The sequence below is a fragment of the Afipia sp. 1NLS2 genome (genome assembly GCF_000178995.1).
Lineage (GTDB): Bacteria > Pseudomonadota > Alphaproteobacteria > Rhizobiales > Xanthobacteraceae > Afipia.
Genome location: NZ_ADVZ01000004.1, coordinates 202,761 through 227,974, shown reverse-complemented (window position 1 = coordinate 227,974; position 25,214 = coordinate 202,761). Strand labels below are relative to the sequence as shown.

Here is a 25,214-nt window from a genome sequence, read left to right as displayed (position 1 = left end):
GGCCAATTTTTGGCAAATAGCGATTAACCGAGCCCGCTCCGCGGATTGTAGACGTGGCTGGTCCGCCATTTCTCCATCAGCGCTTCCAGTTCCGCATCGTTGCCATCCGGCAATACGATACGAATTGTGACATAGAGATCGCCGCCCGCGCCCTTCGCAGGGACGCCCTTTCCCTTCAGCCTGAAGGTGCGGCCGCTGGAGGTGTTCTTCGGGATCGTCAGCTCGACCGCGCCCTTCAGCGTCGGTACGCGCACCTTGCCGCCGAGCACGGCCTCATACAGCGTGACGGGCAATTCCACGCGCAGATCGTTGCCGTCCACCTTGAAGAACGGATGCGGTGCGATGTTGATCGTCAGTAGCACGTCGCCGGGCGGATGACCGGGCGCGGTGTCGCCCTGCCCCTTCAAGCGGATCTGCTGTCCGGAGGTTACACCCACCGGAATCTTGACGTTGAGCTCCTTGCCGTTCGGCAGGCGGATGCGCTTGTTGGCACCGTTCACGGCTTCTTCCAGCGATACGCTCATCGTCGCCGCGACATCGAGATCGACGCCGACACCGGAATCGAATTCAAAGCCACCGCGCCCCGCGCGCGCACCTCCACCCATGCCAGCGCGGCCACCGAACATGCTGGAGAGAATGTCCTCAAAACTGTTCGCGCCTGCGGCGCCTGCACCCGGCCCGCCGCCCGTGAAGGAATATTCAAAGCCGCCGGGACCCGCGCGGCCCTGAGCGCCGCGTGCGCCGAACGGAGATCCTGCGCCCTCGAAGCCCTGAAAGCGCGGCTTGCCCTCGGCATCGATCTCGCCGCGATCAAACTGCTTGCGCTTGGCCTCGTCGCCCAAAATTTCGTTCGCGGAATTGATCTCGGCAAAACGCGCCGCCGCTTTCGCGTCGTTCTTGTTGGCGTCGGGATGGTGTTTCTTGGCGAGCTTGCGAAATGCGCTTTTGATCTCGGCAGCGCTTGCGCTTCGCTGCACCCCCAAGACCTCATAGGGGTCGCGCATTCGTGGTCTCTCCTTTGAGCAACAAGATTAGGCCGAACGGCCCGGTGATTAAATGGGAACGCTCCGGTCCCGTTGCAACCGCTTTATGACCGCTTCCAGGGCTTCATGTTGCGGATTTCCCAGGCTCCTGTGGTGGATTTGCAGGCCTCACCCTGCAACCAGCCCTCATTGGTGCCGTGCACGTAGCTTGCGAGAAAATCCCGGCAGGTCCGGCCGCCCTCGCCGGTATAGGCCGAGGCCAATGGTGTGACCGAGCCGCGCGCGCCGGTCTGCGGGTTTTCCCAGGGCTGGCTCGCATCCTTGGTGCCGCGGGTGAGCACATCGGAAGCTGCATTGCGCGCCAGCGCAAGGTCACTGTCGGATAAATTGGTATCGTCGGTCAGCCGGATCGGGACAATCGAGCCCGTGATGTCTTCGGCGGCAACCACAGGCGTTTCCTTCGCCTTGTCGCCTCCGAACATATCACCGAGCCGATAGCTGCAACCGCCCGCGCAAACGCTGAATCCGGCCAGCAGCGTCACCACCGCGATCCGGCGGATCGGCGATATCCCCGCGCGACGGCATGCCGTATAAGGGGGGTGAGACGCGCAATCGAAAGGCGCGGTCGGACGCAACGCGGTACTCCAGACATGAACGGTCCAGACTCCATCCAACAACAGACTCCGTTAACATCCGGTGATTTTACGGAAAGCACTGAACCATTTGAGCTTTTTACTGCGTGGTTCGATGAGGCCAGAGCGTCGGAGCCCAATGACCCAAACGCCATGGTGCTGGCCACCGTAGACGCCGGGGGAATGCCGGACGTCCGTATGGTGCTGATGAACGGCCTCAGTCCCGAAGGCTTCGTGTTCTACAGCCACATCAACAGCGCCAAGGGGCGTGAACTGGCCGCGAATCCGAAAGCTGCCCTGCTGTTTCACTGGAAGTCGCTGCGCCGTCAGGTGCGCGTCCGCGGACCTGTCAGCCCCGTCAGCGATGCCGAAGCCGACGCCTATTTCGCGACCCGCCCGAAGCAATCACAGATCGGCGCATGGGCGAGCAAGCAAAGCCAGCCGCTGGAGAGCCGCCTCGCCTTCGAGAAGGCGATCGCGCTCAACGCGGCGAAATATGCGATCGGTGAAGTCCCTCGCCCGCCGGGATGGAGCGGATGGCGGATTGTCCCGCAATCGATCGAATTCTGGCACGATCGCCCATTCCGCCTGCACGACCGCATCGTGTTCCAGCGCGAAGGCGACGGCTGGACCAAGACACGCCTCTATCCTTGAACGATTCCACTGGCGTCCCCCCTCTTGTAAGTGAACAATCCCGTCATGACCGCATCAACGACCTCCAATCAGCCACGCCGCACGCTGCTGCTCACCGGCGCGAGCCGCGGCATCGGCCATGCGACTGTAATTCGTTTCTCCAGCGCAGGCTGGCGGGTCATCACCTGTTCGCGCCATCCATTTCCCGAACAGTGCCCGTGGGACGCAGGCCCTGAGGATCACATCCAGGTCGATCTGTCCGATATCGCTGACACCGAGCGCGCGATTCAGGAAATCCGCGGGCGTCTCGAAGGCGGCCAGCTCCATGCGCTGGTGAACAACGCTGCGATCTCTCCCAAGCTTGAGGGCGGCGGCCGGCTCGGCACGATCAAGACCGACAACGACACATGGGCGAAAGTCTTCCGCGTCAATTTCCTCGCGCCGGTGTTTCTTGCGCGCGGCCTGATCGAGGAGTTGAAAGCCACCAAGGGTTCAGTGGTGAACGTCACCTCCATTGCGGGCTCGCGCGTGCATCCGTTCGCGGGCGCGGCCTATGCGACATCGAAAGCCGCACTCGCGGCGCTGACGCGAGAGATGGCCTACGATTTCGGCAAGGTCGGCGTGCGCGTCAACGCCATCGCCCCCGGCGAGATCGACACGTCGATCCTCTCTCCCGGCACCGACAAGATTGTCGAGGAGCAAATCCCGCTGCAGCGGCTCGGCACGCCCGACGAGGTGGCGAAAATCATCTACGTTCTGTGCACGGAAACATCGTCCTACGTGAACGGCGCGGAAATCCACATCAATGGCGGCCAGCACGTCTAGGCAAGGCGGAACCTGAACGCGGCCTTGCGGGTTTGTCTCTATTCTTCGCAAGGCGATTCCCGTGGCACGCAAAAAACTTTCCGTCTACCGGACCAAACGCGACTTCACGAAAACCGCGGAGCCGAGCGGCGCCGCGACAGTCGCGCGCGGAAAGCTGCCGCGCTTCGTCATCCAGAAACACGATGCGACGCGGCTGCATTACGACCTGCGGCTCGAATTCGACGGAGTCTTCAAATCCTGGGCGGTGACGCGCGGCCCTTCGCTCGACCCGAAGGATAAGCGCCTTGCGGTCGAGGTGGAGGACCATCCGCTCGACTACGGCGATTTCGAAGGCACCATCCCGAAAGGCCAGTATGGCGGCGGCACGGTGATGCTGTGGGATCGCGGCTATTGGTACAGCGACAATCCGGAAGCAGGCTTGAAGAAAGGCGATCTCAAATTCGCGCTCGAAGGCGAGAAGCTGCACGGCGAATGGGTGCTGGTGCGTATGCGGCATGACCGCACCGGCGGCAAGCGCACCAACTGGCTACTCATTAAACACCGCGATGAATATGCGCAGGAGGGCAGCGATATTCTTGATGAGGACCGCTCCGTTGCCTCCGGCCGCACGATGGCGCAGATCGCACAAGGCAAGGGGCGCGGACCCACGCCGTTCATGACGGCCAAAGGAAGTTTAAAAGGAGGCCGCACCAAGGCCGACCGGGTCTGGCAATCCAATCAGGGCTTGGCCGCGAATCTGCGAGCAAAGTCCGAGACGAAGACGCTCGCTCCCTCCAAAGGAAGGGCCCCGGCGAAGGTCGCGCGCAGTGTGGAGCAGCTCCCCGACTTCATTGCACCGCAATTGTGCAAATCCGTCTCGCGCCCACCCACCGGCAAAGAATGGATTCACGAGATCAAGTTCGATGGCTACCGGATGCAACTGCGCATCGAGAACAAGAAGGCTACTCTGCGCACACGCAAGGGCCTCGACTGGACCGCGAAATTTCCGGCCATCGAGAAAGCCGCTGCAAAACTACCCAATGGCATCATCGACGGCGAGATCGTCGCTCTCGACCACAACGGCCATCCGAGCTTCGCATCGCTGCAGGCGGCGCTATCAGATGGCGACACCGATGGACTGATCTTCTTCGCCTTCGATCTGCTATTCAGCAAGAACAGCGACCTGCGGCGATTGCCCCTGAGGGAGCGCAAGGCCCAACTGAAATCATTTTTGAACAACGACACCGCCAGCGGCGTGATCCGCTATGTCGAACATTTCGAGACCGGCGGCGATGCAGTCCTCAAATCGGCCTGCCGCCTGTCGCTGGAAGGGATCATCTCAAAGCGCAGGGACGCGCTCTATCATTCCGGCCGCACTGAAAGCTGGCGAAAAGCCAAATGCCGCGCAGGGCATGAAGTCGTCATCGGCGGCTGGAAAACCACCGCGGGCAAATTCCGCTCGCTGATGGTCGGCGTACCGCACGAGGACCATCTCGCTTATGTCGGCATCGTCGGTACAGGATACGGCAAGGATGTCGTCAAGCGGATCATGCCGGAATTGAAGAAGGCAGCATCGACGACAAACCCATTCGGCGGCAAGAACGCGCCGAAGAAAGCAACAGACGTGCACTGGGTGAAACCAGAGCTTGTCGCCGAGATCGAATTCGCAGGCTGGACCGGTGACAGCATGGTGCGGCAGGCTGCTTTCAAGGGGCTGCGCAAAGACAAGTCCGCCGACGAAGTGCAGGTGGACGAGCCGACCGTCACCACCGTGGCCAAGCCCGCACCGCGCAAAATACGCGCGGCAAAATCCGCAAGTGCGCCGTCTAAAGGCAACGCCATAGTGATGGGGCTGACCATCTCGAAACCGGACAAGCCGCTCTGGCCGGACGACGGCAAGGGCGAGCCGATCACCAAGCTCGACCTCGCCCGCTACATGGAAAGCATCGGCGACTATCTGCTGCCGCATATCGAAGGGCGGCCCTGCTCCATCATCCGCGCGCCGGACGGCATCAATGGGGAGACATTCTTCCAACGCCACGCCATGGCCGGAATGTCGAACCTCATCAACGAAGTTCGCGTGTCCGGCGACAGAAAGCCTTACATCCAGATCGATCGCGTCGAAGGTCTTGTCGCGGCGGCGCAGATCGGCGGGGTCGAATTTCATCCATGGAATTGCGCCGAAGGCGAACCCGACGTGCCCGGCCGTCTGGTGTTCGACCTCGACCCTGCCCCGGATGTTGCTTTCACCGACGTCATCAAAGCCGCGCGCGACCTGCACGAGCGCCTTTCATTTCTCGGATTGGAAAGTTTCTGCAAGACCACCGGCGGCAAGGGATTGCATGTCGTCACGCCGTTGAAAGACGCGAAGAAAGATCGCATCGACTGGAAGGGGGCAAAGGCCTTCGCGCAGGCTGTGTGCCAAACGATGGCAGCGGACGATCCGGAGCGCTATCTGCTCAACATGTCGAAGAAGAAACGCGATGGAAAGATCTTCCTCGACTATCTGCGCAACGACCGGATGTCCACGGCGGTCGCGCCGTTCTCGCCGCGCGGCCGAAAATTCGCGCCGGTGTCGATGCCGCTGACATGGGCCCAGGTGCGTCCCGGCCTGGAGCCGCTCAAATTTACGCTGCGCACCGTGCCTGCATTGATGAAGAAGTCGAAGGCATGGACGGATTACGACCGCGCCGCAAGTTCGCTCAAAAGCGCGATCAAAAAGATCGGATTGTAATTTACCCGACTTCGCTCAAGAGCCAGTCGCGGTATTGTCCGCTGACGCCATCGACCGGCAGCCGGACGATTTCCGGCACCTCATACGGATGCCGTTCGAGAAGAAACCCTTCGAGCGCGGAATATTGATCGGCCAATGTCTTGAACAGGATCATCTGTTCGCCGTCCTCGACGATCTTGCCGTCCCAGCGATAGCAACTCGAAATCGGCAGAGTCTGCGCACAGGCCGCGAGGCGAGCCTCGATGACGGTACGCGCAAGCGCTTTCGCCTGCGCCGCGTCCGCCACGGTGGTCATCACGATGCAGACGTCACCAGCCATCGCAATCGCTCCGCGCTGCTACAGCCACTTCTTCCACTTGAAGAACATGTAAGGCAACACCGCGGCGAACAGCATAGCAATCAGCGCCAGCGAATAGCCGTGCTGCCATTCCAGCTCCGGCATGACCTTGAAATTCATGCCGTAGATCGAGGCGATCAGCGTCGGCGGCATCAAGACCACGGCCATCACCGAGAACAGCTTGATGATGTTGTTCTGTTCGAGGTTGACGACACCGAGCATGGCGTCGAGCACGAAGGTGATCTTGTTCGACAGATATGAGGCGTGATCGGTGAGCGACTGCACATCGCGTTGCAGGGTCTTGAACTGCGCCTTCTGTTCCTTGCTCCAGCGCCCGTTCTGGTCGGTCTCGACGGTGACGAAGGAAATGACGCGCCCGATCGACACCAGACTTTCACGCACCTTCGATGTCAGGTCGCCCTTGCGGCCGATGGTCAGAAGAATCTGGGAATATTTGCGCGCATGGCCGCGATCGGCGGACGGCTCGAAAATCTCGTTGCTCACGGTATCGACGTCTGATCCGACACGCTCGAGAATATCCGCGGAGCGGTCGATGATCGCATCGAGCAGATCGAGCAGCACGGTGTCGCCTGTAATTCCCGACGGGCATGCCCGGCCAAGCTTGGCGGCAACCAGCATGAAGGGCTTCGGCTCGTCGTAACGGACCGTGACGAGGCGATGCGCGGTCAGAATGAACGACACCGGCGCGGTGCGCGGGTTGGCGCCGTCGGTGCCGCACATCAGGGTCGCCGTCATGTAACGCGCGCCGTTCTCGACATAGAGACGCGAGGAGATTTCAATCTCCTGCATATCCTCGCGGGTCGGGATTTCGATGCCCACGAGCTTTTCCACCGCCTTGTCCTCGCCGGGAATCGGCGATTTGAGGTCCAGCCAGACGGCGTCCTCCGGCAGCGCGGCGAGATCCACGGTTTCCAGCTTTTTCAGCGAGCCTGCCGAGGGTGCGAATACGGACAGCATGAAAAATGGCCTCCGGCATGCGGCGTGGTGTCACTTCGCCAAAACGCAAATTCGTTCGATTCGGGCAAGCCGGGAGGGGCGAAAGACCCGGGAAATGCCAAGTCCGTGATGAGGGGCATCCTTGGGGGGTATTTGTCGCATAAGAGTGCGGCAGCAATGCCACAGGTCCGATGTTGCGTAGCAAAACCCACGCCGAATCTCTGGAATTGGGTGAAAACCTGATGTTTATAAACTGTAGCGATACTGCGGCGAGCTTCGCTCCTTAGAGCCATTTTCGGTCTTTCGCCGCCACCGGGATTTACATCGATGCCGTCGATTGCTTCCAAGTTTGCCGTCCTCGCCGCCGGCCTGATGCTGGCAGGCTGCATGCAGACAGCCCATTACGAGGCCATGAACGAAAGCCAGCTCAAGCCGCGTGACAAGGATTACCTGGCCAAGGTTTCCTACGTCAAAACGCCGGTCGCCGAGCCCTTCCGCCGCGCCATCGTCGAATATCACCGCAAGGAAGCGCCCGGTTCCATCGTGGTCGATTCCGATAACCACTACCTTTATTACGTCCTCGATGGCGGCAAGGCGATCCGCTACGGCATCACCGTCGGTGAGGAAGCCATGGCCTGGTCCGGCATTGCCAAGGTCGGCGCCATGACCGAGTGGCCGGACTGGCACCCGACCAAGGGCGAGATCGAGCGCCTCGGCGTGCCGACCTTCGTCAAGGGCGGCCCGGACAACCCGATGGGCTCGCGCGCGATCTACCTTTACTCGGGCGGCAAGGACACGCTGTTCCGCATCCACGGCACCAACCAGCCGGAATATATCGGAGCCTCGATTTCCTCGGGTTGCATCCGCATGACCAACGAGGACGTCATCGACCTGTACAATCGGGTCAAGATGGGCGCGATCGTCGTCGTGCTCGATCCCAAGCAGGGCGACTCGCCTTACAATTCGAAGATGGCGCTGCAAGGCGGCACGGCTTACCAGTAAGCCTCTGCACCTCATCTGACGACAAACGCCGCCCAATGGGCGGCGTTTTTCATTGGGCGCTGGTCATTTCTCGCGCGCGGGTTCGGCCTGCCCGTCCGTGGCATCCCCGGAAGCCGCCGCGCCCTGCTCCACCGCTGTGGCACCCGGCGGTGCATCCGCAGGCCGCTCGGCAGGCAGCAGCGGCGCCGTCTCCGGCAGCGGATCGTACACACCCCACTGGCACAGTTTGTAATTGTTGCGGCGCTGCGCGATATCGAGATGGATGTGGTCCTCGTGATACCAGTCCGAGCCCGGCCCGAGCACCGTGGTGAACCGCCCACAGACCGACCACAACACCTTCTCACGAATCTCGCGCGATAAACCGCGATCCGTCAGGGACAATTTGGTGCCGTTGGCGAGATCGAGACTGCGGACATCGAGGGCATTCGCCTTGCCATGCTCTGACAGCTTGGCGCCTTTGACCCGGTTACGTCCGCGGCATTCGTAGGAATCGAAATTATCGAGACCGCTGAGAACGGAGCCGAGGCTTTCCGCGAGCGGTTCGGCATCGTCGCGAATCCAGTCAGCCACCGCCTTTGCCATTTCACAGCGCAGCGTCGCCGCCGGTTTTAGATCGACACGCTGGCCGCCGCGCAGCACCACGGCTTCGAGTTTCACCAGATCGTCACCGCCGCATCCGCCATCCCCATGGATCGGCGCAATCGATGGCGCGATGGCGATATCCTCGGTCAGCGCACGGCGGCAAGCCGAGGGCTCGGGTGCGGCCGGTGCGGCGGGAGCCGCTGCCTTGCCCTCCTCCGGCTTCGGCGCCGTGTCGGGGTTTGCGGCCGCAGGAGCTTCCATGGGCCGAGGCTGCGGCAAAGGCACGGCAGTCTCCGCCACGGACGGCATCGTGAGCGAGAGGCTGAACACGAGGGCTACGCCTGCGCTCCGGCGCATCTCCGCGCGATGATTTCGGTGAAAGAGCATCGGCGGGCAAAGCATTCCGGAATTCGGATTCCTGCAGGAGGGATGAAAAGAAACCGGCGCGTCCGCACTCGTTTTGAGCCAGCATAAGGGGCCATGCAGCCGCTGCCAATTCCGGCGACCGCATCGATACGATAGAACGAAACCATGGGGTTGATTCTTGTTCTCATCGTGGGGCTCGTAGCCGGTATTTTCAGCGGGATCGTTGGAACCGGCTCGTCCATCATGCTCGTGCCGGTGCTGGCCACGATCTACGGCCCGAAGGCGGCCGTGCCGATCATGGCCGTCGCTGCCGTGATGGCGAATTTCTCCCGCATCCTCGCATGGTGGCGCACGGTCGACTGGCGCGCTTTCGCGGCTTACAGCATCACCGGCGGGCCGGCGGCGTTCCTTGGCGCGCAGACGCTCCTGATCCTGCCGAACCGTGCGGTCGATCTCACCATCGGGCTGTTTCTGATCTCGATGATTCCGATCAGGCACTGGCTTGCCAGCCGGATGATCCGCCTGAAGCTGTGGCATATGGCGATTGCCGGCGCCGTGGTCGGCTTTCTCACCGGCATCGTGGTGTCCACCGGACCGATTTCCGTTCCGGTCTTCCTCGGCTACGGGTTGGTGAAGGGCGCTTTCCTCGCGACAGAGGCCGCCTCCTCGCTGGTGATCTATGTGGTCAAGGTGCTGACCTTCCAGACCAGCGGCGCGCTGCCATGGGATCTGGCGTTGAAGGGACTCATTACCGGCTTTTCCATCATGGCAGGCACCTTCATCGCCAAACCGTTCGTGCTGCGCCTCTCGCCGGAGACCTTCCGCCATGTCATGGACGGCCTGATGCTGATCTCCGGCCTGACCATGGTCTGGAATGCGGTATTTGCGACGTGAATTCGCCGTTCTGCGGCTTCCCTCCCCGCACGGAAATGCGCTAGGTCAAGCCATCGGCGCATCCTCCGGCGCCCGTGGATCGTCGAATGGGCCGCCGCTTTTCCGCCGCTTATCAGAAGGAGCCGATCTCCGCCCTCGCCTCATGGGCGCGGCGGATGGCCATGTTCGCGCTGGTCGCCACTCTGGCGTCGGTTCTGGTGGTGCGCTTCGGCTTTCTCGATTTCCGTCCCGCGCTCGCGACCTTCTTCGGCGCGCTGGCGCTTTCCGGCATTTCCATTCTTCTGTGCTTCGCCGCCTTCGCCGCGATCTGGCAGAACGGATCGCGCGGCATGACCCGCATCCTGTTCGCGCTGCTCATCAACGCGTTGATCCTTGCCTACCCGGCCTATCTGGCCATCCAGTATCAGCGACTGCCGCGCCTGTACGACATCTCGACCGATCCGATTGATCCGCCCCGGTTCGATGCGCTGGCCCGCCTGCGCGCCGCCGACGGCGCCAACACCGCCGCCTATGCCGGACTCTATTCCGCCGAGCTGCAGCGCAAAGCCTATCCCAAGATCGAGCCGATCCTGCTCGACCTGTCGCCGCAGCGGGCCTACGACATGGTGCTGCGGCTCGTCGCGCACCGCAAATGGCTGATCGTCGACGAACGTCCGCCACTGCCGCCGCAGCGGGTCGGACGGATCGAAGCCGTGGCGCGCACACTCGTCATGGGCTTGCGCGAGGATGTCTCGATCCGCATCGTTCCCGACGAGGATGGATCGCGCGTCGATATGCGTTCGTCCTCACGCTATTTCGAGCATGATTTCGGCAGCAATGCCGCCCGCATCGCCTCATTCACGAGCGACCTCAACGACGCCGCCGACAACGCCAAGCCTGAAAAGAAGATTCTCGCGCCGGCCAAGGAGCCTCAGCCCAAGGGCACCAAGAGGCGATAGGTCTTGTCGATGGTCGGCGCACCGTCGGTCGCGACGATGCCACGCTCGACCATGTCCTCCAGATGCGCCAGCACCGAATAGCCCGCCGCATTTATGAGCCGCGGATCGATGCCGATATAGCTCGCGCGCACGATGCTTGGAATATCCGCCTCGCCCTTCGCAAGACGATGCAGGATCGAAGCCTCGCGCGCCCTGCGGTGCCGGATCATGAACTGGGTGAAGCGCGGACCTTCCGGAATTTCTGGCCCATGGCCCGGAAAATAAAGCTGCTCGGATCGCGCAGCGAGCTTCTCGAGCGAGCCCATGTAGTCGATCATCGCGCCATCCGGCGGCACCACGATGGTGGTGGACCAGCCCATGACATGATCACCAACGAAGGTAAGCGAGCGCTCTGCCCATGCAAACGCCATGTGGTTCGCGGTGTGGCCCGGCGTGGCGATGGCCTGCAAGGCCCATCCTTCGCCCTCAACCAGCTCGCCATCCTTCAATCTAACATCGGGACGGAAATCCAGATCGTTGGATTCCTTGCGGGCTGGCTCGCCGTGATGCATCGGCCGCGCGGGACGGTGCGGCCCTTCGGCATAGACGGTCGCGCCGGTCGCCTTTTTGATCAGCGGCACGGCAGGCGAATGATCGCGATGGGTATGGGTGACAAAAATATGCGTCACGGTCTCGCCGCGCACCGCATCGAGAAGGGCCGCGATGTGCGTCGCGTCGTCCGGCCCCGGATCGACGATGGCGACACGGCCCTCGCCGACGATGTAGCTCACCGTACCGGTGAACGTGAAAGGACCGGGATTGTCGCACACAACGCGCCGCACGCCCGGCACGGGGCGATCGACAACTCCGGGCTTCAGCGGAAAGTTGCGATTGAACGGAATGTCATCATTGACGGACATGCGCGTGGATCGCCACCCGTCTTACATAAAGGCCTGAATGCCGGTTATGGCACGGCCCAGGATCAGCGCATGTACGTCATGCGTGCCTTCATAAGTGTTCACGCTTTCCAGATTCTGGGCGTGACGCATGACGTGGAATTCGCTGGAGATGCCGTTGCCGCCGTGCATGTCGCGCGCGACGCGGGCGATATCGAGCGCCTTGCCGCAATTGTTGCGCTTCATCAGCGAAATCATTTCGGGCGCGAACTTGCCTTCATCCATCAGGCGACCGACCCGCAATGAGCCTTGCAGGCCGAGCGCAATCTCGGTCTCCATGTCGGCGAGCTTCTTCTGCATCAACTGGGTCGCCGCGAGCGGACGACCGAACTGCTTGCGATCGAGCACATATTGCCGGGCGCGCTGGAAGCAATCCTCCGCAGCCCCCATCACGCCCCACGAAATGCCGTAACGCGCGCGGTTGAGACAGCCGAAGGGACCGGAGAGCCCCGAGCAATTCGGCAACAGCGCGCTTTCCGGCACCACCACGCCGTCCATCACGACCTCGCCGGTGATCGAGGCGCGCAACGACAGCTTGCCCGCGATCTTCGGCGCCGACAGGCCCTTCATTCCCTTTTCGAGGATGAAACCCCGGATCTTGTTGTCGTGCGCCTGCGACTTCGCCCAGATCACGAACACATCGGCGATCGGCGCGTTGGAAATCCACATCTTCGAGCCGGTGAGCCGGTAGCCGTCCGATACCTTCTCGGCGCGCGTCTTCATGCTGTCGACATCGGAGCCCGCATCCGGCTCGGTCAGGCCGAAGCAGCCGACCCACTCGCCGCTCGCAAGCTTCGGCAGATACTTCTTGCGCTGCGCCTCGTCGCCATAAGCATAGATCGGATACATCACCAGCGAGGACTGCACGCTGTTCATCGAGCGATAGCCGGAATCGACCCGCTCGACCTCGCGGGCAACAAGCCCATAGGCGACATAGCTGGCATTGGCGCAGCCATATTCTTCGGGCAGCGTGATGCCGATCAGGCCAAGCTCGCCCATTTCACGGAATATATCGCGGTCCGCAGTCTCATCCTCATAGGCCGCGCGCACACGCGGCAACAGCTTTTCCTGCGCATAGGCATGCGCGGTGTCGCGGATCATCCGCTCGTCTTCAGTCAATTGATCGTCGAGAAGAAACGGATCGTCCCATTTGAATACGGGCTTGTCCTTCGCCTGGGAACGCGCGCTCATGACCGATCTCTCATCTCTGTATCTTGGGGAAAAGTCTAGCACGCCATCGCGCCGGCCGTATACCGGGGGGCCGTTACGATATGTCGTCAGCTCTCGAACGGTTCGTTGCCGACGATTTCGATGCCGTAACCCGACAGGCCCTTGTAGTCGTGGACCGCAGACGTCAGATGCCGGATCGACGTCACGCCGAGATCGCGCAGAATCTGCGCGCCGATGCCGACTTCACGCCACTGCCGATGCCGGTCTTCCTCCGAGGAGTGATGCTGCTCCAGAGGCGCCACCGGCACACCGACGACGCCATCCCGCAAATAAACGAGAACGCCGCTGCCATTGGCCTTGAACCGCTCCAGCACCTTCTCGAGACGATGCGAACTGAAAAAAATGTCCTTGATGACGTTCGGCTTGTGAATGCGGGTCAGCACGCCCTTACCGTCGCCGAGCCCGTTATAGACGAAAGCCGCGTGATAGACCGGATCGAACGGCGAGCGATAGGCATAGCCCTGTAACGGCCCGATCGGGGAATCCGTCGTAAATGTCGAGACGCGCTCGATCAGCTTTTCCCGTGCCTGCCGGTAAGCGATCATGTCCGCGATGGTGACGTGCTTCAGGTTGTGCTTTTTGGCGAAATCCGAGACCTGCTGGCCCTTCATCACCGTGCCGTCGTCATTCATCAGTTCGCTGATGACGCCGACAGGTGGCAGCTTGGCGAGCTTGCACAAATCGACAGCCGCTTCAGTATGGCCGGCACGCAGCAGCACACCGCCCTCGCGCGCGATCAGCGGGAAGATATGCCCCGGCCGCGCGAAGTCCGCAGCACCCGCGTTCGGATTGGCCAATGCACGGCAGCATGCAACCCGCTCATCGGCGGAAATGCCGGTTGTCATGCCGGGCTTGTAATCGATGGACACCGTGAAGGCGGTGGTGTGGTTGGAATCGTTATGCGCGACCATCGGATCGAGGCGCAGCCGCCGCGCGTCCTCCACCGTCAACGGCGCGCAGACGATGCCGGAGGTATGGCGGATGATGAAGGCCATCTTTTCCGAAGTACACAGGCTGGCGGCGACAATCAGATCGCCCTCACCCTCACGGTCGTCATCGTCGGTGACGACGACGATCTCGCCCGCGGCAAAAGCCTTCAGAACTTCGGCAATGGAATTCGGCATTTTTCGGTTCTCTGACGCAACTGGGCGGATCGTATGACGCACCCCACAGCCGCGTGCAACGGCCCGCGTGCTGACAATTCCTTACCTATCCGAGGCAAATGGCACAATCGGAATTCCGTAAGGTTTTCATAGACTCTTTTCACAGCCCACCATTTGACGCATTGAACATAGGTGCTCAATCGCCCATATCCAGAACGGAATTTGCCGGCTGGCTCCCGCCGCCGCTCACCCTTCAAATCATCGGCACCTGCACGATCCTCATGCCTCTTTTCGTCACTCGAATCCTGACCGCCGGTCTTGCAAGCCTCGTCGTGGCCGCCGGTTCGCTTCCCGGCAACGCTCAGGACAACAGCCCCGTCACTGGAATCTGGCTCACGGAGAAGGGTGACGCCAGGATTCGCATCACGACCTGCGGCGCCGGGATTTGCGGCAAGGTCATAGCGCTGCGCGAACCGATCGATCCGGACACTGGAAAGCCCGCGACCGACAATAAAAATCCAAATCCGGCACTCGCCCAGCGCCCGGTCATCGGACTCAATCTGTTCAACGACATGCGCGCGACCGGTCCCGCCAGTTGGGCGGGCCGCATCTACAATGCGGACGACGGTCAGTTCTACGCCAGCAAGGTCATGCTTCAGGGACCGGCGCGGCTGCGCGTGGAAGGCTGCGTCGGCGCGCTGTGCGGCGGCGAAACCTGGAGCAAGGTCGGCAACTAGGCCGACTCCGCACGCGAAGCCAGAGCGCGATTACGCGCCCTGCTCCGGTTCCCAGTTCTCCGCACTTGCACCGGCCAGCGCCCTGACCCGCTCCTCGTCGCGGGCGAATTCCGAGGCGATCCCCGAATACACCACGTGACCATCGTCGAGCACGTAGGCGCGATCCGAAATCTCGACCGCCGCGCGCACGTTCTGCTCGACCAGCAGCACCGAGATGCCCTGATCGCGCGCCCGCTGGATCACCCTGAACACTTCCTGCACGATGAGCGGCGCGAGTCCCTGCGACGGCTCGTCCAGCAGGATGAGTTTCGGATTGAGCAGCAGCGCGCGGGCAATCGCCAGCATCTCCTGCTCGCCGCCCGAAAGCTGGCCACCCTTGTTGCTCTTGCGTTCCGCGAGACGGGGGAATAGTTCGTACACCCGCTCGATCGACCATGGTCCCGGCCGCTCGGCGGGGACTTTCAGGTTTTCCTCCACCGTCAGGTTCGGGAAGATCTTCCGTCCCTCTGGCACGAAGCCCACGCCGAGCGCGGCAATCCGATAGGGATTGAGCTGCGTCGTGGTCTGGCCGAAAATCCGCACCGTTCCCTCGCGTGCCTTGGTCAGTCCCATCAGGCTGCGCATGGTGGTGCTTTTGCCCGCGCCGTTGCGGCCGAGCAGCGAGACGATCTCACCCTCCCGGACCTCGAGGCCGACGCCGCGCAGGATGTGGCTCTTGCCATAATAAGTGTGAAGGCCTTCGGCCTCGAGCACTACGCTTGTCATTCTGCACCCTTTCCGAGATAGGCCGCCTGAACGACCTCGTTGGCGGCAATCTCCGGCGGGGTGCCTTCCGCCAGCATCTTGCCTTCGGCCAGCACCGTGATGCGGTCGGCCAGATGAAAGACGACGCGCATATCGTGCTCGATCAGCACGATGGTGAGCTTCTCGTCGCGATGCAATTTCCGGATCAGCTGGGTGACATCATAGGTTTCCTGATCGCCCATGCCGGCGGTCGGCTCGTCGAGCAGCAGCAGCTTCGGATTGAGCGCAATCGCCATCATGATTTCGGTCGCACGCTGGTCGCCATGCGATAGCTCGCCCGCGATACGGTCGGCCTTGGCGGTGAGATTGCCCCTCCTCATGAGATCTGTCACTCGCGCGGCGACCTTCTCGGCCGCTTCGGGCGACATCCGGAAACTCAGGCGATAGCCTTCCGCAACTTCAACGGCGACCCGGATATTCTCATAGACCGACAGCTCCGGAAATATCTCCGTGATCTGGAAGGTGCGCGCCATGCCACCCCACACACGCTCCACGGGTGGCATGTCCGTCACGTCGGTTTCATTGAACGTGATCTTGCCGGCGCTCGGGCTCAGAAAACCGCTGATCATGTTGAAGAACGTGGTCTTGCCGGCACCATTGGGGCCGATCACCGCCCGCAACTCGCCCGGCTGCACGGTCAGCGAGACGCTATCCACGGCAACAAGGCTGCCGAACCGTTTCGTGACATTTTCGATCCGTAGAATGCTCATGACGTGGCCTTCCGTTTCAGCGCACCCAACACACCGCGCGGGAAGAACAGCACGATCAGCACGAAGAACAGGCCGACGAACGACATCCAGTTCTCGGTCTGGCTCGACAGATAATCCTGCAACACGACGAAGATCGCGGCGCCGATCATCGGCCCCCAGAACGAGCGCATGCCGCCCAGCACCGCCATGATCACGAAGTCGCCGGATTGCGTCCAGTACAGCGCGCGCGGATCAACGAAGTTGTTCAGGAGCGCATAGAGCGCGCCCGCAAGGCTGACGAAGGCGCAGGAAATCGTCCACGACATCCAGATGTGGCGATCGATCGGAATGCCGAGGAATCGTGCACGCCGCTCGTTTTCGCGAATGGCGATCAGCGTGTGTCCGAACGGCGAGCGCAGCACCCACGCCATTATCCCGACCGCAATCGCGAAGATCGCGAGCACGAAATAGTAGAACAGGCGTGAATTGCCCTGAATGTCGAGCGTGGTGAAGCCGAGGTCGATCGGCAAGCGCGACCAACCCGTCAGGCCGTCGTCGCCGCCGGTCACCGAATGCCATCGGAATGCGATGAAGTAGAACACCTGGCCGAACGCGATCGTCACCATCGCGAAATAAACGCCACGCAGCCGGATGATCATCGGGCCGATGATCGCGGCAGCGAACGTGCCGAGAGCTACGCCGAAGATGATCGCCAGCCCTGTGCTCGGATAGAGATAGCGCAGCATCAGGCCGGCGCCGTAAGCGCCGAGGCCGAAATACGCCGCATGGCCGAACGACAGCACGCCGGTGTAGCCGAGCAGGAAGTTCAGCGACATCGCCGCGAGGCCAAGAATGACGACGCGCGTTCCAAGCTCGGTATAGCCGCCGATGAGCGGAAGCCAATATGGCATCGTCGCGAGGACGAGCCAGACGCCGATGTTTGCAAGCAGTTTGTTGCGATCGAGGGAATTCATCAGAAACGTCCCTCCTCGCCGAGAAGGCCGCGAGGCCGGACCAGCAGCACTGCTGCCATCATTACGTACATGATTGCTTCCGTTGCAGAAGGAAAGAAAACCGTGGCAAGCCCCGATGCGACGCCGATCAGCAAGCCACCGAGCAGCGTGCCCGGCAGGCTGCCGAGACCGCCGATGATGATCGCCACGAAACTCGGCATGATGAGCGAGCTGCCGATGGTCGGCTGCAGGCCGAGCTGTCCAACCGCAAGCACGCCGGCAAGACCTGCGAGATAGATGCCGAGCCCGAAATTGAGATTACGCAGGATGCGCACGTTGACGCCGAGAACCGACACCGTTTCGAGGTCATGCGTGCCGGCGCGGATGCGGATGCCGAGTCTCGTGTAGCGCAGGATCAGGAAGAGTCCGGCGACCGCGATCGCGACGATCAACACCATGAACAGCCGATAACCGGTCAGGAAGAAGTAATCCTGGCTAAGCGGCGTGACGAGCCAGCCCGGCACCTGAAACGGCAAACTCTGCGCCCCCCAGATGAAACGCGCGCCGTCCTCCAGAATGAAGGCAAGGCCGAAGGTCAGCAGCAGGCTGTAGAGCGGATCGCGCCCATAGACCCTGCGGATCAGGAACCGCTCGACGATCAATCCCAGAAACGCGGTGAGGATGGGCGCAACCACGAGGCCGCCCCAGAAACCAATATAGGGGATCAGCGTGTAGGCGATGTAGCCGCCAAGCGCGAGGAACCCGCCATGCGCGAAGTTGATCGTCCCCGAGAGATTGAGGATCAATGACAGACCTAGCGCCATCAGCGCATAGAACGCGCCGACGATCAGCCCGTTGAAGATGTTGAAGAGAATAAGCTGTGTCATGTCTGGAAAATGCCGTTGGCCTGTTTGCCACTCCACCCGTGAAGGCGTGAGCATGCAAACCCGTGAATCCGATTATCAACACACCTTTTGAAATGGCCCGGACCGCAAGATGCGAACCGGACCATTTCAATCAGGTCGCGGAGATCAGGCAGGCCACGCCATCTTGCAGCCCGTTTCGGCGACCGGCAATGCAGCGGTCGCGCCATCGACTTCCTGATCGACAACGAACAGATCCTCGGGATCGTCCTTGCCCTTCGACTGCGCATGTCCGACGAACAGCGTCGGCATCAACTGGTTGTCGCCTTCGCGGAAGAAAGCACCCTTCGGCATCAGCGCGACTTCCGGCGGCAGCTTGAAGCCCTGCAACGCCTTGGCCATCTTCACCGCATCGAGCGACTTGGCGTTCTCCGCGGCGAGAGCACAGGTCCAGGTCGACGCGAAGCCGAACCAGGTGCGCGCGGTCGGCACATGGCCGCCGGACTTCTTGCGGATGTCGGCGACGAACTCCTTCACGTGAGGCGTGTTGGGCTGATTCCAGTACCACTCGAACACCCAGTTGCCGATGCGAGCCTCCGGCGGCAGACCGACCAGAGCCTCCAGCTCCTGCTGGGCACCCGCCAGATGGAATTTCTTGTCGAGACCGAACTGAACGGCCTGCTTGAGGGCGTTGATCATATCATCGCCGGCGTGCAGGAAGATGATCACGTCCGGATTGGCGGCCTGCGCCTTGATCAGATAGGACGAGAAGTCGGTCGTTCCGAGCGGCGTGAGATCGCCGCCGACTTTGGTGCCGCCGAACTGCTTGAGGCTGGCCTCGAAGCCCAGTTGCAGGGTGTGGCCGAACGCGTAGTCCGGCGTGATGAAGTACCACTTCTTGCCGAACTTCTCGAACAGCAGCTTCGAGATCGAGTTGGTTTCCATGCGTGTGGTGTTGCAGACGCGGAAGACGTTCCAATGGCAGTTCGAACCGGTGACCGAATCGGTGTGGCCGCCGGGAACGACGTGAAGGACCTTCTTCTCATAGGCGACGTTCGCGATCGCCTGCGCCAGCGCCGAGTTGACGTTGCCGAGCAGGAAATTGACCTGATCGCGATCAACCAGCTTGCGCGCCTTCTGCACGGCCGTGCCGGCATCGCCACTGGTGGAGTCCTCGACCAGAAGTTCAGCCTTGCGCCCGAGAATGCCGCCCTTGGCATTCATCTGCTCGATCGCGAGCTGCGCGCCGATCAGTTCGTTTTTGCCGAGCGCCGCGTAGGTACCGGTCAGCGGATTGTCGAGGCCGATTTTGACGGTGTCGGCAGCCCAAGAGGAAACAACAAAAGGCGACGCAACCTGCGAAACGCCCGCGAGTGCTGTCGCCTTCAGCAGAGAGCGACGACTCAATTTCGGCAATTCGAATTTCGAACTCATTAAAACACCCTCCCAGATGTGATTTTATGCGTTAGCCGCGATCGTCTTGTCGTTGAATTTTCTTGGATGCCATTGCTGGCTCAAAAACCAGAAAATTAAAATGCAGATGTATCTGTTTGTCGAGAATGTGATGAAAGACTTTCGTCTCATGCCGACAATGCTCGAGCGTCTCTTTCCTTTTGTATCGTTTGTGCATCGTCGTCACATCGCGCCGCGATAGAGCGAACATCATCGGAGCGCAAAGCGCGCCGACAATCACGCCAAAGCGTCATGCCGTGAAAAAAGGAAATCAGCACGGATTGATCCGGACCGCGAACGCACGGTCCGGACCATTCCGATCAGGCAGGCTGGATCAGGCAGGCCATGTCAGCTTGCAACCGGTCTGTGCGACCGGCGGCGCGGCTTTGATGCCGTCCACTTCCATGTCGACAACGAACAGATCCTCTGGATCGTCCTTACCCTTCGCCTGCGCATGGCCAACGTAGAGCGTCGGCATCAGCTGGTTGTCGCCTTCGCGATAAACCGTGTCCTTGGGCATCAGCGCGATTTCCGGCGGCAGCTTGAAGCCTTGCAGCGCCTTGGCCATCTTCACCGCGTCGAGCGACTTGGCGTTTGCGGCAGCGAGAGCGCAGGTCCAGGCCGACGCAAAGCCGAACCAGGTGCGCGCGGTCGGCACATGGCCGCCGGTCTTCTTACGGATGTCGGCAACGAACTCGGCGACATGCGGCACGTTCGGCTGCTTCCAGTACCACTCGAACACCCAGCTTCCGATCCGCGCCTCCGGCGGCAGGCCGATCAAGGCCTCGAGTTCCTGCTGAGCGCCGGCGATGTGGAAACGTTTGTCGAGACCGAACTGCACGGCCTGCTTCAGCGTGTTGACCATGTCCTCGCCCGACGTCAGCACAATGATGACCTCGGGATTGGCCGCCTGTGCCTTGATCAGATAGGACGAGAAATCTGTGGTCTGCAGCGGCACGAGATCGCCGCCCACCTTCGTTCCACCGAACTCCTTCAAGCTGGCCTCGAAGCCCTGCTGAAGCGTGTGGCCGAAAGCGTAGTCCGGCGTGATGAAGTACCACTTCTTGCCGTACTTCTCGAACAGCACCTTCGAGATTGAGTTGGTCTGCATGCGCGTGGTGTTGCACACGCGGAAGACGTTCCAGTGGCAGTTCGAGCCGGTGATCGTATCGGTATGACCGCCCGGAACGATGTGAAGAACCTTCTTCTCATAGGCGACGTTCGCCATCGCCTGCGCCAGTGCCGAATTCACGTTGCCGAGCAAGAAGTTGACTTGATCGCGGTCGATCAGCTTGCGCGCCTTCTGCACGGCGGTACCGGCGTCGCCGCTCGTCGAATCCTCTACCAGCAGCTCGACCTTGCGGCCGAGAATGCCGCCCTTGGCATTGATCTGTTCGACCGCGAGCTGCGCGCCGATCATCTCGTTCTTGCCGGTCGCGGCGTAAGTTCCGGTCAGCGGATTGTCGAGGCCGATCTTGACGGTGTCGGCGGCCCATGACGTGACCACAAAGGGGGACGCAACCTGCGAAACACCTGCCAGCGCGGTCGCTTTCAACAACGAACGGCGGCTCAATTTCGGCAATTCAAACTTCGAACTCATAAACGTTCTCCCAGATGTGATTTGTTTTTGCTTCAGGCCATGGCCATTTTTGATTTTTGAATTTTTGTGTGACGCCAATGCTGGCTCAAAGAATGCAAAATTAAAATCCAGATATCGTCTCTTGTCGAGAACGTGATGGAAAACTTTCGTCTCACTCTCGCTGAGTTGTTCAGATATCTTTCTCTTTTGCATATCGCGCTGCGATAAGAGCAGCGCACTGCAAAAACCGGCCAAGGCCATCCGATATAATTGGCCACAAGCTCGCGGGCAGATTCCGGCCACAAGAATTTTCAGAGACTGGGAATATTCTTCAATCAGTGGTGTCGGACATTATCCATCAAAATATGTGCTGAGAATTATCGCGGCACGATACGGGATCATGCGCGCCAGCAAGCGAGCCTCCAATGGCAGCGCCACTCCTCATCGTGAAGGAGTCAAAAATCACCATCGGAGGCGATGGCACACCACGTCATTCTGAATCCCGCCCAGGAAATATCATGCGAGAATCGACGATCACGCCCGGCGATCATTCGCGGGACGCCTATAGACATGAATATGGAGTGTGATGAGGCCGGGACGGGCGGAATGGTCGGAGTAGCAGGATTCGAACCTGCGACCCCCTGCTCCCGAAGCAGGTGCGCTACCGGGCTGCGCTATACTCCGACGTGAGGCCGGTCTTATAACCGCGCACCCCTCGCCCTGCAAGGCGCGTGAGAAGCACTTTGACGCCGTCCGCTCCAGCGCCCATAAAAGGGGCCATGAGCCTGATTTTGACCACAAAAACCGTCCCCGCAGCAGCCGCCGCGCGCCCGGCTGCCGATTGCCTCGCCGCGGGCGGACTCGTCGCCTTCCCCACCGAGACCGTCTACGGCCTCGGCGCGGACGGGACCAACGGCAAGGCCATCGCACGGCTTTACGAGGCCAAGGGGCGGCCCTCCTTCAACCCGCTCATCGCTCATCTGCCGACGCTGGAAGCCGCCCAGCGCGTCGCCATCTTCAATGAAACCGCCCTGAAACTCGCCCGAGCCTTCTGGCCGGGACCGCTAACGCTGGTCCTGCCCAAAGCACCCGGATGCCCGGTGAGCGAACTCGCCACGGCGGGCCTCGATACCGTCGCGGTGCGGATTCCGGCTCATCCGGTGGCGCAGGCGATTCTCCAGGCGCTCGGCCGGCCGATCGTCGCGCCGTCCGCCAACCGTTCGGGCCACGTTTCGCCCACCACGGCCGCGCATGTGCTCCATGACCTCGACGGCCGTATCGACCTGATCGTCGATGGCGGACCGGTCAGCGTCGGTGTCGAGTCCACCATTGTTGGATGCAGCGGCGCGCCCGTCCTGCTGCGGCCGGGCGGCACGCCCCGTGCCGACATCGAAGCCGTGCTCGGCGTTCCCCTTGGACGACTCGAGACCATACCGGGCCATGACAGCCCGCTCGCGCCGGGCATGCTGGAATCTCATTATGCGCCTGCCGCCGCTGTCAGGCTCGGCGCCACGGCGCTCAACGCAGACGAGGCGCTGCTCGCTTTCGGCGAGGCGCTGCCCGGCGCACGGCCTCAACGCACACTCAACCTCTCGCCGCGCGGCGACCTGATCGAGGCGGCGGCCAACCTGTTCGGCCATCTGCGCGCATTGGACGAAACCGGCGCGCAGGCCATCGCGGTGATGCCCATCCCGACACACGGCCTCGGCGAAGCGATCAACGATCGACTCCGCCGGGCCGCAGCCGACCGGCCCGCATGATGACAGCACTCTCTCCCCTTTCGGCGGAGTTGCTGGCGCGTTTCCGCGCCATTGTCGGCGACAAGCACGCCATCATGGAGGGCGACGAGAAAGCACCCTACCTCGTCGAGGAGCGCGGCCTCTATCAGGGCCACTCCCCGCTGATCCTCCGCCCGGGCACGACCGGCGAAGTCGCCGCAATCTGCAAGCTCGCCACTGAGACCCGAACGCCACTGGTGCCGCAAGGCGGCAATACCGGTTTGGTTGGCGGGCAGATACCTCATCACGGCGAAATTCTGCTTTCGCTGCGTCGCCTCGACAAGGTTCGTGAAGTCGATCCCTCCTCCAACACCATGATCTGCGAGTCCGGCGTCATCCTCGCCAATGCGCATGTGGCGGCGGAAAAAGCCGAACGCATCTTCCCGCTGTGGCTCGGCTCGGAAGGAAGCTGCACCATCGGCGGCAACCTCTCCACCAATGCAGGCGGCATCGCCGCGCTGTCCTACGGCGTTGCGCGCGATCTCGTGCTCGGGCTTGAAGTCGTGCTCGCCGACGGGCGTATCCTGAGTGGCCTGTCGAAACTGAAGAAGGACAACACCGGTTACGACCTGCGCAATCTTTTCATCGGCGCGGAAGGCACGCTCGGCATCATCACCGCCGCCGTGCTGAAGCTTATGCCGAAACCGCGCACGGTGGAGACGGCGTTCGTCGGCCTCGCCTCGCCCGAAGCCGCGCTCAAGCTTCTAAACCTGTCGCAAGCCTTCGCTGGTTCGGCACTGACGAGCTTCGAGCTGATCGCCGACATCGCCGTGCAATTCGCGCTCAGGCATGGCCCCGGACTGCGCGCGCCGCTTTCAGAGTCTCACCCGTGGTACGTGCTGATGGAAATCTCCTCGCCGCGTGACGACGCGCGCATGCTGATCGAGAACACGCTCGAAGCGGCGATGGAAGCGGGCCTTGTCGATGACGCCGTGATTGCCTCGAGCCTCGACCAGCGCCAGGCGTTCTGGACGCTGCGTGAAGTAATTTCGCCGGCACAGAAACCCGAAGGCGGCTCGATCAAGCACGACGTCTCGGTGCCGGTCGCCGCCGTGCCGCAATTCATCGCCGAGGCAGATGCGGCGGTGACGAAACTCATTCCGGGTGCGCGGCCGGTGGCGTTCGGCCATCTCGGCGACGGCAACATCCACTATAACGTCAGCCAGCCGGTTGATGCCGACAAAGCCGCCTTCGTCGCGCGCTGGCACGAAGTCAACGACACGGTCCACGCCATCGTGCGCAAGCACGGCGGCTCGATCTCGGCCGAACACGGCATCGGCCTTCTCAAGCGCGATGAGCTGCCGCATGTGAAGGACCCGGTCGCGCTCGATCTGATGCGCGCGCTCAAGCACACGCTCGATCCGCTCAATATTCTCAATCCGGGCAAGGTCGTGTGACGGGTCGTTAGAACAGCGAGCCCTGCCTCTCATCCGCCGCGCGGCGTGAGGGACGCAGCGATGCTTCCGGCTTCACGACTTCGGAAAAGAGTTCGATACGTTCCAGCAATCCCTCGTGATCGTTGGCGACACGATTGACCTCGGTGGAAACAGGACGCCACGCAAGGCTGCCGGAAGCTGGCGGCTGTAACAGGGCAATCGCCTGTTCCGTCGCAACCTCTCCGCCGTCCAGCCAGCAGGCGTAATCGCGCGGCGCGATCACCACCGGCACCCGCGCATGCAGATGAGCCATCTCCTGCCGCGCGGCGGTCGTTACGATCGCGACCGTGTCGAGTTCTTCGCCATTCGGACCGACCCATGTTTCCGCGACCGCCGCCAATCCCATCGGTGCGCCGTCACGCGGATGAATGAAGAAGGGCTGCTTGCGCCCGCCCTTGCTCTGCCACTCGTAATAACCGTCAGCAGGCACGAGACAGCGCCGCCGCCTGATCGCATTCCGAAAGGCCGGCTTCTCCAGCACCGTCTCGGAGCGGGCGTTGATGACGAGCGAGAATGTCTTCGGGTCCTTCACCCAGGCCGGAATAAAGCCCCACCGCATCAATTGAAAATGCCGCGCGCCCGGCTCCGAGGTCACCACCGCCACGGGCTGCGTCGGCGCGATATTGTATCGGGGCGGAAAATTCGGCTGTTCGGCATATTCGAATGCTTGTCGCAGGATGGCCGGGGCCGACGTCAGCGTAAATCGCCCGCACATGCACTGTCCTCTAACCGGATACCGATCATTAATTGCCGTCCTGTAATGTTAATTGGTCCTCTGCGATCCTTCAAAGCT

24 protein-coding genes and 1 tRNA gene are annotated in these 25,214 nt (G+C 61.7%); 9 read left to right on the top strand and 16 right to left on the bottom strand.

Annotated elements, in window-relative coordinates; all coding sequences use genetic code 11:
* Window positions 1-23 precede the first annotated feature (23 nt).
* Both AFIDRAFT_RS15210 and AFIDRAFT_RS15205 read right to left on the bottom strand, forming a co-directional pair.
* Entirely contained in the window at window positions 24-1,004 is a 981-nt protein-coding gene (locus AFIDRAFT_RS15210) for a DnaJ C-terminal domain-containing protein (protein ID WP_009340435.1), read from the bottom strand.
* Window positions 1,005-1,087: 83 nt separating this feature from the next.
* Entirely contained in the window at window positions 1,088-1,657 is a 570-nt protein-coding gene (locus AFIDRAFT_RS15205) for an RT0821/Lpp0805 family surface protein (protein WP_009340434.1), read from the bottom strand.
* Here AFIDRAFT_RS15205 and pdxH point away from each other — a divergent pair.
* The 3 genes from pdxH (at window position 1,634) to ligD (ending at window position 5,786) form a co-directional block, all read left to right on the top strand.
* Entirely contained in the window at window positions 1,634-2,269 is a 636-nt protein-coding gene (pdxH, locus tag AFIDRAFT_RS15200; RefSeq protein ID WP_040298502.1) for a pyridoxamine 5'-phosphate oxidase, read from the top strand. The two genes, AFIDRAFT_RS15205 and pdxH, sit on opposite strands and share 24 nt — an antisense overlap.
* Before the next feature lie 45 nt (window positions 2,270-2,314).
* A complete protein-coding gene (locus AFIDRAFT_RS15195; protein ID WP_009340432.1) occupies window positions 2,315-3,073 on the top strand; it encodes an SDR family NAD(P)-dependent oxidoreductase in 759 nt (252 codons plus the stop codon).
* Between the two features lie 61 nt (window positions 3,074-3,134).
* Window positions 3,135-5,786, top strand: coding sequence for a DNA ligase D (gene ligD, locus AFIDRAFT_RS15190; RefSeq protein ID WP_009340431.1), 2,652 nt, complete (start codon window positions 3,135-3,137; stop codon window positions 5,784-5,786).
* A gap of 1 nt (window position 5,787) precedes the next feature.
* Here ligD and cutA read toward each other — a convergent pair whose 3' ends face one another.
* Window positions 5,788-6,105, bottom strand: coding sequence for a divalent-cation tolerance protein CutA (gene cutA / locus AFIDRAFT_RS15185; RefSeq protein WP_009340430.1), 318 nt, complete (start codon window positions 6,103-6,105; stop codon window positions 5,788-5,790).
* An 18-nt stretch (window positions 6,106-6,123) separates the two neighbouring features.
* A complete protein-coding gene (locus AFIDRAFT_RS15180) occupies window positions 6,124-7,101 on the bottom strand; it encodes a magnesium transporter CorA family protein (protein WP_009340429.1) in 978 nt (325 codons plus the stop codon).
* A gap of 306 nt (window positions 7,102-7,407) precedes the next feature.
* On the opposite strand from AFIDRAFT_RS15180, the gene AFIDRAFT_RS15175 reads away from it, so the two are divergent.
* Complete coding sequence (locus AFIDRAFT_RS15175; protein ID WP_009340428.1) at window positions 7,408-8,082, top strand: L,D-transpeptidase; 675 nt, start codon at window positions 7,408-7,410, stop codon at window positions 8,080-8,082.
* 63 nt (window positions 8,083-8,145) lie between these two features.
* On the opposite strand, the gene AFIDRAFT_RS15170 is transcribed toward AFIDRAFT_RS15175, so the two are convergent.
* A complete protein-coding gene (locus tag AFIDRAFT_RS15170) occupies window positions 8,146-8,925 on the bottom strand; it encodes an extensin family protein (RefSeq protein ID WP_492951579.1) in 780 nt (259 codons plus the stop codon).
* A 270-nt stretch (window positions 8,926-9,195) separates the two neighbouring features.
* Between AFIDRAFT_RS15170 and AFIDRAFT_RS15165 the strand changes: the two genes are divergently transcribed.
* Window positions 9,196-9,924, top strand: coding sequence for a sulfite exporter TauE/SafE family protein (locus tag AFIDRAFT_RS15165; protein ID WP_009340426.1), 729 nt, complete (start codon window positions 9,196-9,198; stop codon window positions 9,922-9,924).
* Window positions 9,925-10,010: 86 nt separating this feature from the next.
* Window positions 10,011-10,862, top strand: a complete 852-nt coding sequence (locus AFIDRAFT_RS15160) for a DUF1499 domain-containing protein (protein WP_009340425.1) — start codon at window positions 10,011-10,013, stop codon at window positions 10,860-10,862.
* Here the strand turns inward: AFIDRAFT_RS15160 and AFIDRAFT_RS15155 are convergent.
* The 3 genes from AFIDRAFT_RS15155 to ribB form a co-directional block, all read right to left on the bottom strand.
* Complete coding sequence (locus AFIDRAFT_RS15155; RefSeq protein ID WP_009340424.1) at window positions 10,835-11,761, bottom strand: MBL fold metallo-hydrolase; 927 nt, start codon at window positions 11,759-11,761, stop codon at window positions 10,835-10,837. The two genes, AFIDRAFT_RS15160 and AFIDRAFT_RS15155, sit on opposite strands and share 28 nt — an antisense overlap.
* A 21-nt stretch (window positions 11,762-11,782) precedes the next feature.
* A complete protein-coding gene (locus AFIDRAFT_RS15150) occupies window positions 11,783-12,988 on the bottom strand; it encodes an acyl-CoA dehydrogenase (protein WP_009340423.1) in 1,206 nt (401 codons plus the stop codon).
* A gap of 86 nt (window positions 12,989-13,074) precedes the next feature.
* A complete protein-coding gene (gene ribB, locus AFIDRAFT_RS15145) occupies window positions 13,075-14,151 on the bottom strand; it encodes a 3,4-dihydroxy-2-butanone-4-phosphate synthase (RefSeq protein WP_009340422.1) in 1,077 nt (358 codons plus the stop codon).
* 260 nt (window positions 14,152-14,411) lie between these two features.
* Between ribB and AFIDRAFT_RS15140 the strand changes: the two genes are divergently transcribed.
* Complete coding sequence (locus AFIDRAFT_RS15140) at window positions 14,412-14,867, top strand: DUF2147 domain-containing protein (protein WP_009340421.1); 456 nt, start codon at window positions 14,412-14,414, stop codon at window positions 14,865-14,867.
* Window positions 14,868-14,897: 30 nt separating this feature from the next.
* On the opposite strand, the gene AFIDRAFT_RS15135 is transcribed toward AFIDRAFT_RS15140, so the two are convergent.
* From AFIDRAFT_RS15135 to AFIDRAFT_RS15105, 7 genes are all read right to left on the bottom strand, one after another.
* Entirely contained in the window at window positions 14,898-15,632 is a 735-nt protein-coding gene (locus AFIDRAFT_RS15135; RefSeq protein ID WP_009340420.1) for an ABC transporter ATP-binding protein, read from the bottom strand.
* Entirely contained in the window at window positions 15,629-16,381 is a 753-nt protein-coding gene (locus tag AFIDRAFT_RS15130) for an ABC transporter ATP-binding protein (RefSeq protein ID WP_009340419.1), read from the bottom strand. The genes AFIDRAFT_RS15135 and AFIDRAFT_RS15130 overlap by 4 nt, the downstream gene beginning before the upstream one ends.
* On the bottom strand, window positions 16,378-17,334 hold the full coding sequence (locus tag AFIDRAFT_RS15125; protein WP_009340418.1) for a branched-chain amino acid ABC transporter permease: 957 nt from the start codon (window positions 17,332-17,334) through the stop codon (window positions 16,378-16,380). Before AFIDRAFT_RS15125 ends, AFIDRAFT_RS15130 begins: the two co-directional genes overlap by 4 nt.
* Entirely contained in the window at window positions 17,334-18,200 is an 867-nt protein-coding gene (locus tag AFIDRAFT_RS15120; protein ID WP_009340417.1) for a branched-chain amino acid ABC transporter permease, read from the bottom strand. Before AFIDRAFT_RS15120 ends, AFIDRAFT_RS15125 begins: the two co-directional genes overlap by 1 nt.
* A gap of 144 nt (window positions 18,201-18,344) precedes the next feature.
* Window positions 18,345-19,610, bottom strand: coding sequence for an ABC transporter substrate-binding protein (locus AFIDRAFT_RS15115; protein WP_009340416.1), 1,266 nt, complete (start codon window positions 19,608-19,610; stop codon window positions 18,345-18,347).
* A gap of 352 nt (window positions 19,611-19,962) precedes the next feature.
* Window positions 19,963-21,228 carry an ABC transporter substrate-binding protein gene (locus AFIDRAFT_RS15110; RefSeq protein WP_009340415.1) on the bottom strand — a complete coding sequence of 422 codons (1,266 nt, stop codon included), beginning with the start codon at window positions 21,226-21,228 and terminating at the stop codon, window positions 19,963-19,965.
* Between the two features lie 586 nt (window positions 21,229-21,814).
* A tRNA-Pro gene (locus AFIDRAFT_RS15105) sits at window positions 21,815-21,891 on the bottom strand.
* A 95-nt stretch (window positions 21,892-21,986) separates the two neighbouring features.
* On the opposite strand from AFIDRAFT_RS15105, the gene AFIDRAFT_RS15100 reads away from it, so the two are divergent.
* Together AFIDRAFT_RS15100 and AFIDRAFT_RS15095 are read left to right on the top strand one after the other, a co-directional pair.
* The gene (locus AFIDRAFT_RS15100) at window positions 21,987-22,967 is read left to right on the top strand and encodes an L-threonylcarbamoyladenylate synthase (protein ID WP_009340414.1); all 981 of its coding nucleotides are present in this window, start codon (window positions 21,987-21,989) and stop codon (window positions 22,965-22,967) included.
* Window positions 22,964-24,382 carry an FAD-binding oxidoreductase gene (locus AFIDRAFT_RS15095; RefSeq protein WP_009340413.1) on the top strand — a complete coding sequence of 473 codons (1,419 nt, stop codon included), beginning with the start codon at window positions 22,964-22,966 and terminating at the stop codon, window positions 24,380-24,382. The genes AFIDRAFT_RS15100 and AFIDRAFT_RS15095 overlap by 4 nt, the downstream gene beginning before the upstream one ends.
* 7 nt (window positions 24,383-24,389) lie before the next feature.
* Here the strand turns inward: AFIDRAFT_RS15095 and AFIDRAFT_RS15090 are convergent, their stop codons facing one another.
* A complete protein-coding gene (locus AFIDRAFT_RS15090; protein ID WP_009340412.1) occupies window positions 24,390-25,136 on the bottom strand; it encodes an SOS response-associated peptidase in 747 nt (248 codons plus the stop codon).
* Window positions 25,137-25,214 lie beyond the last annotated feature (78 nt).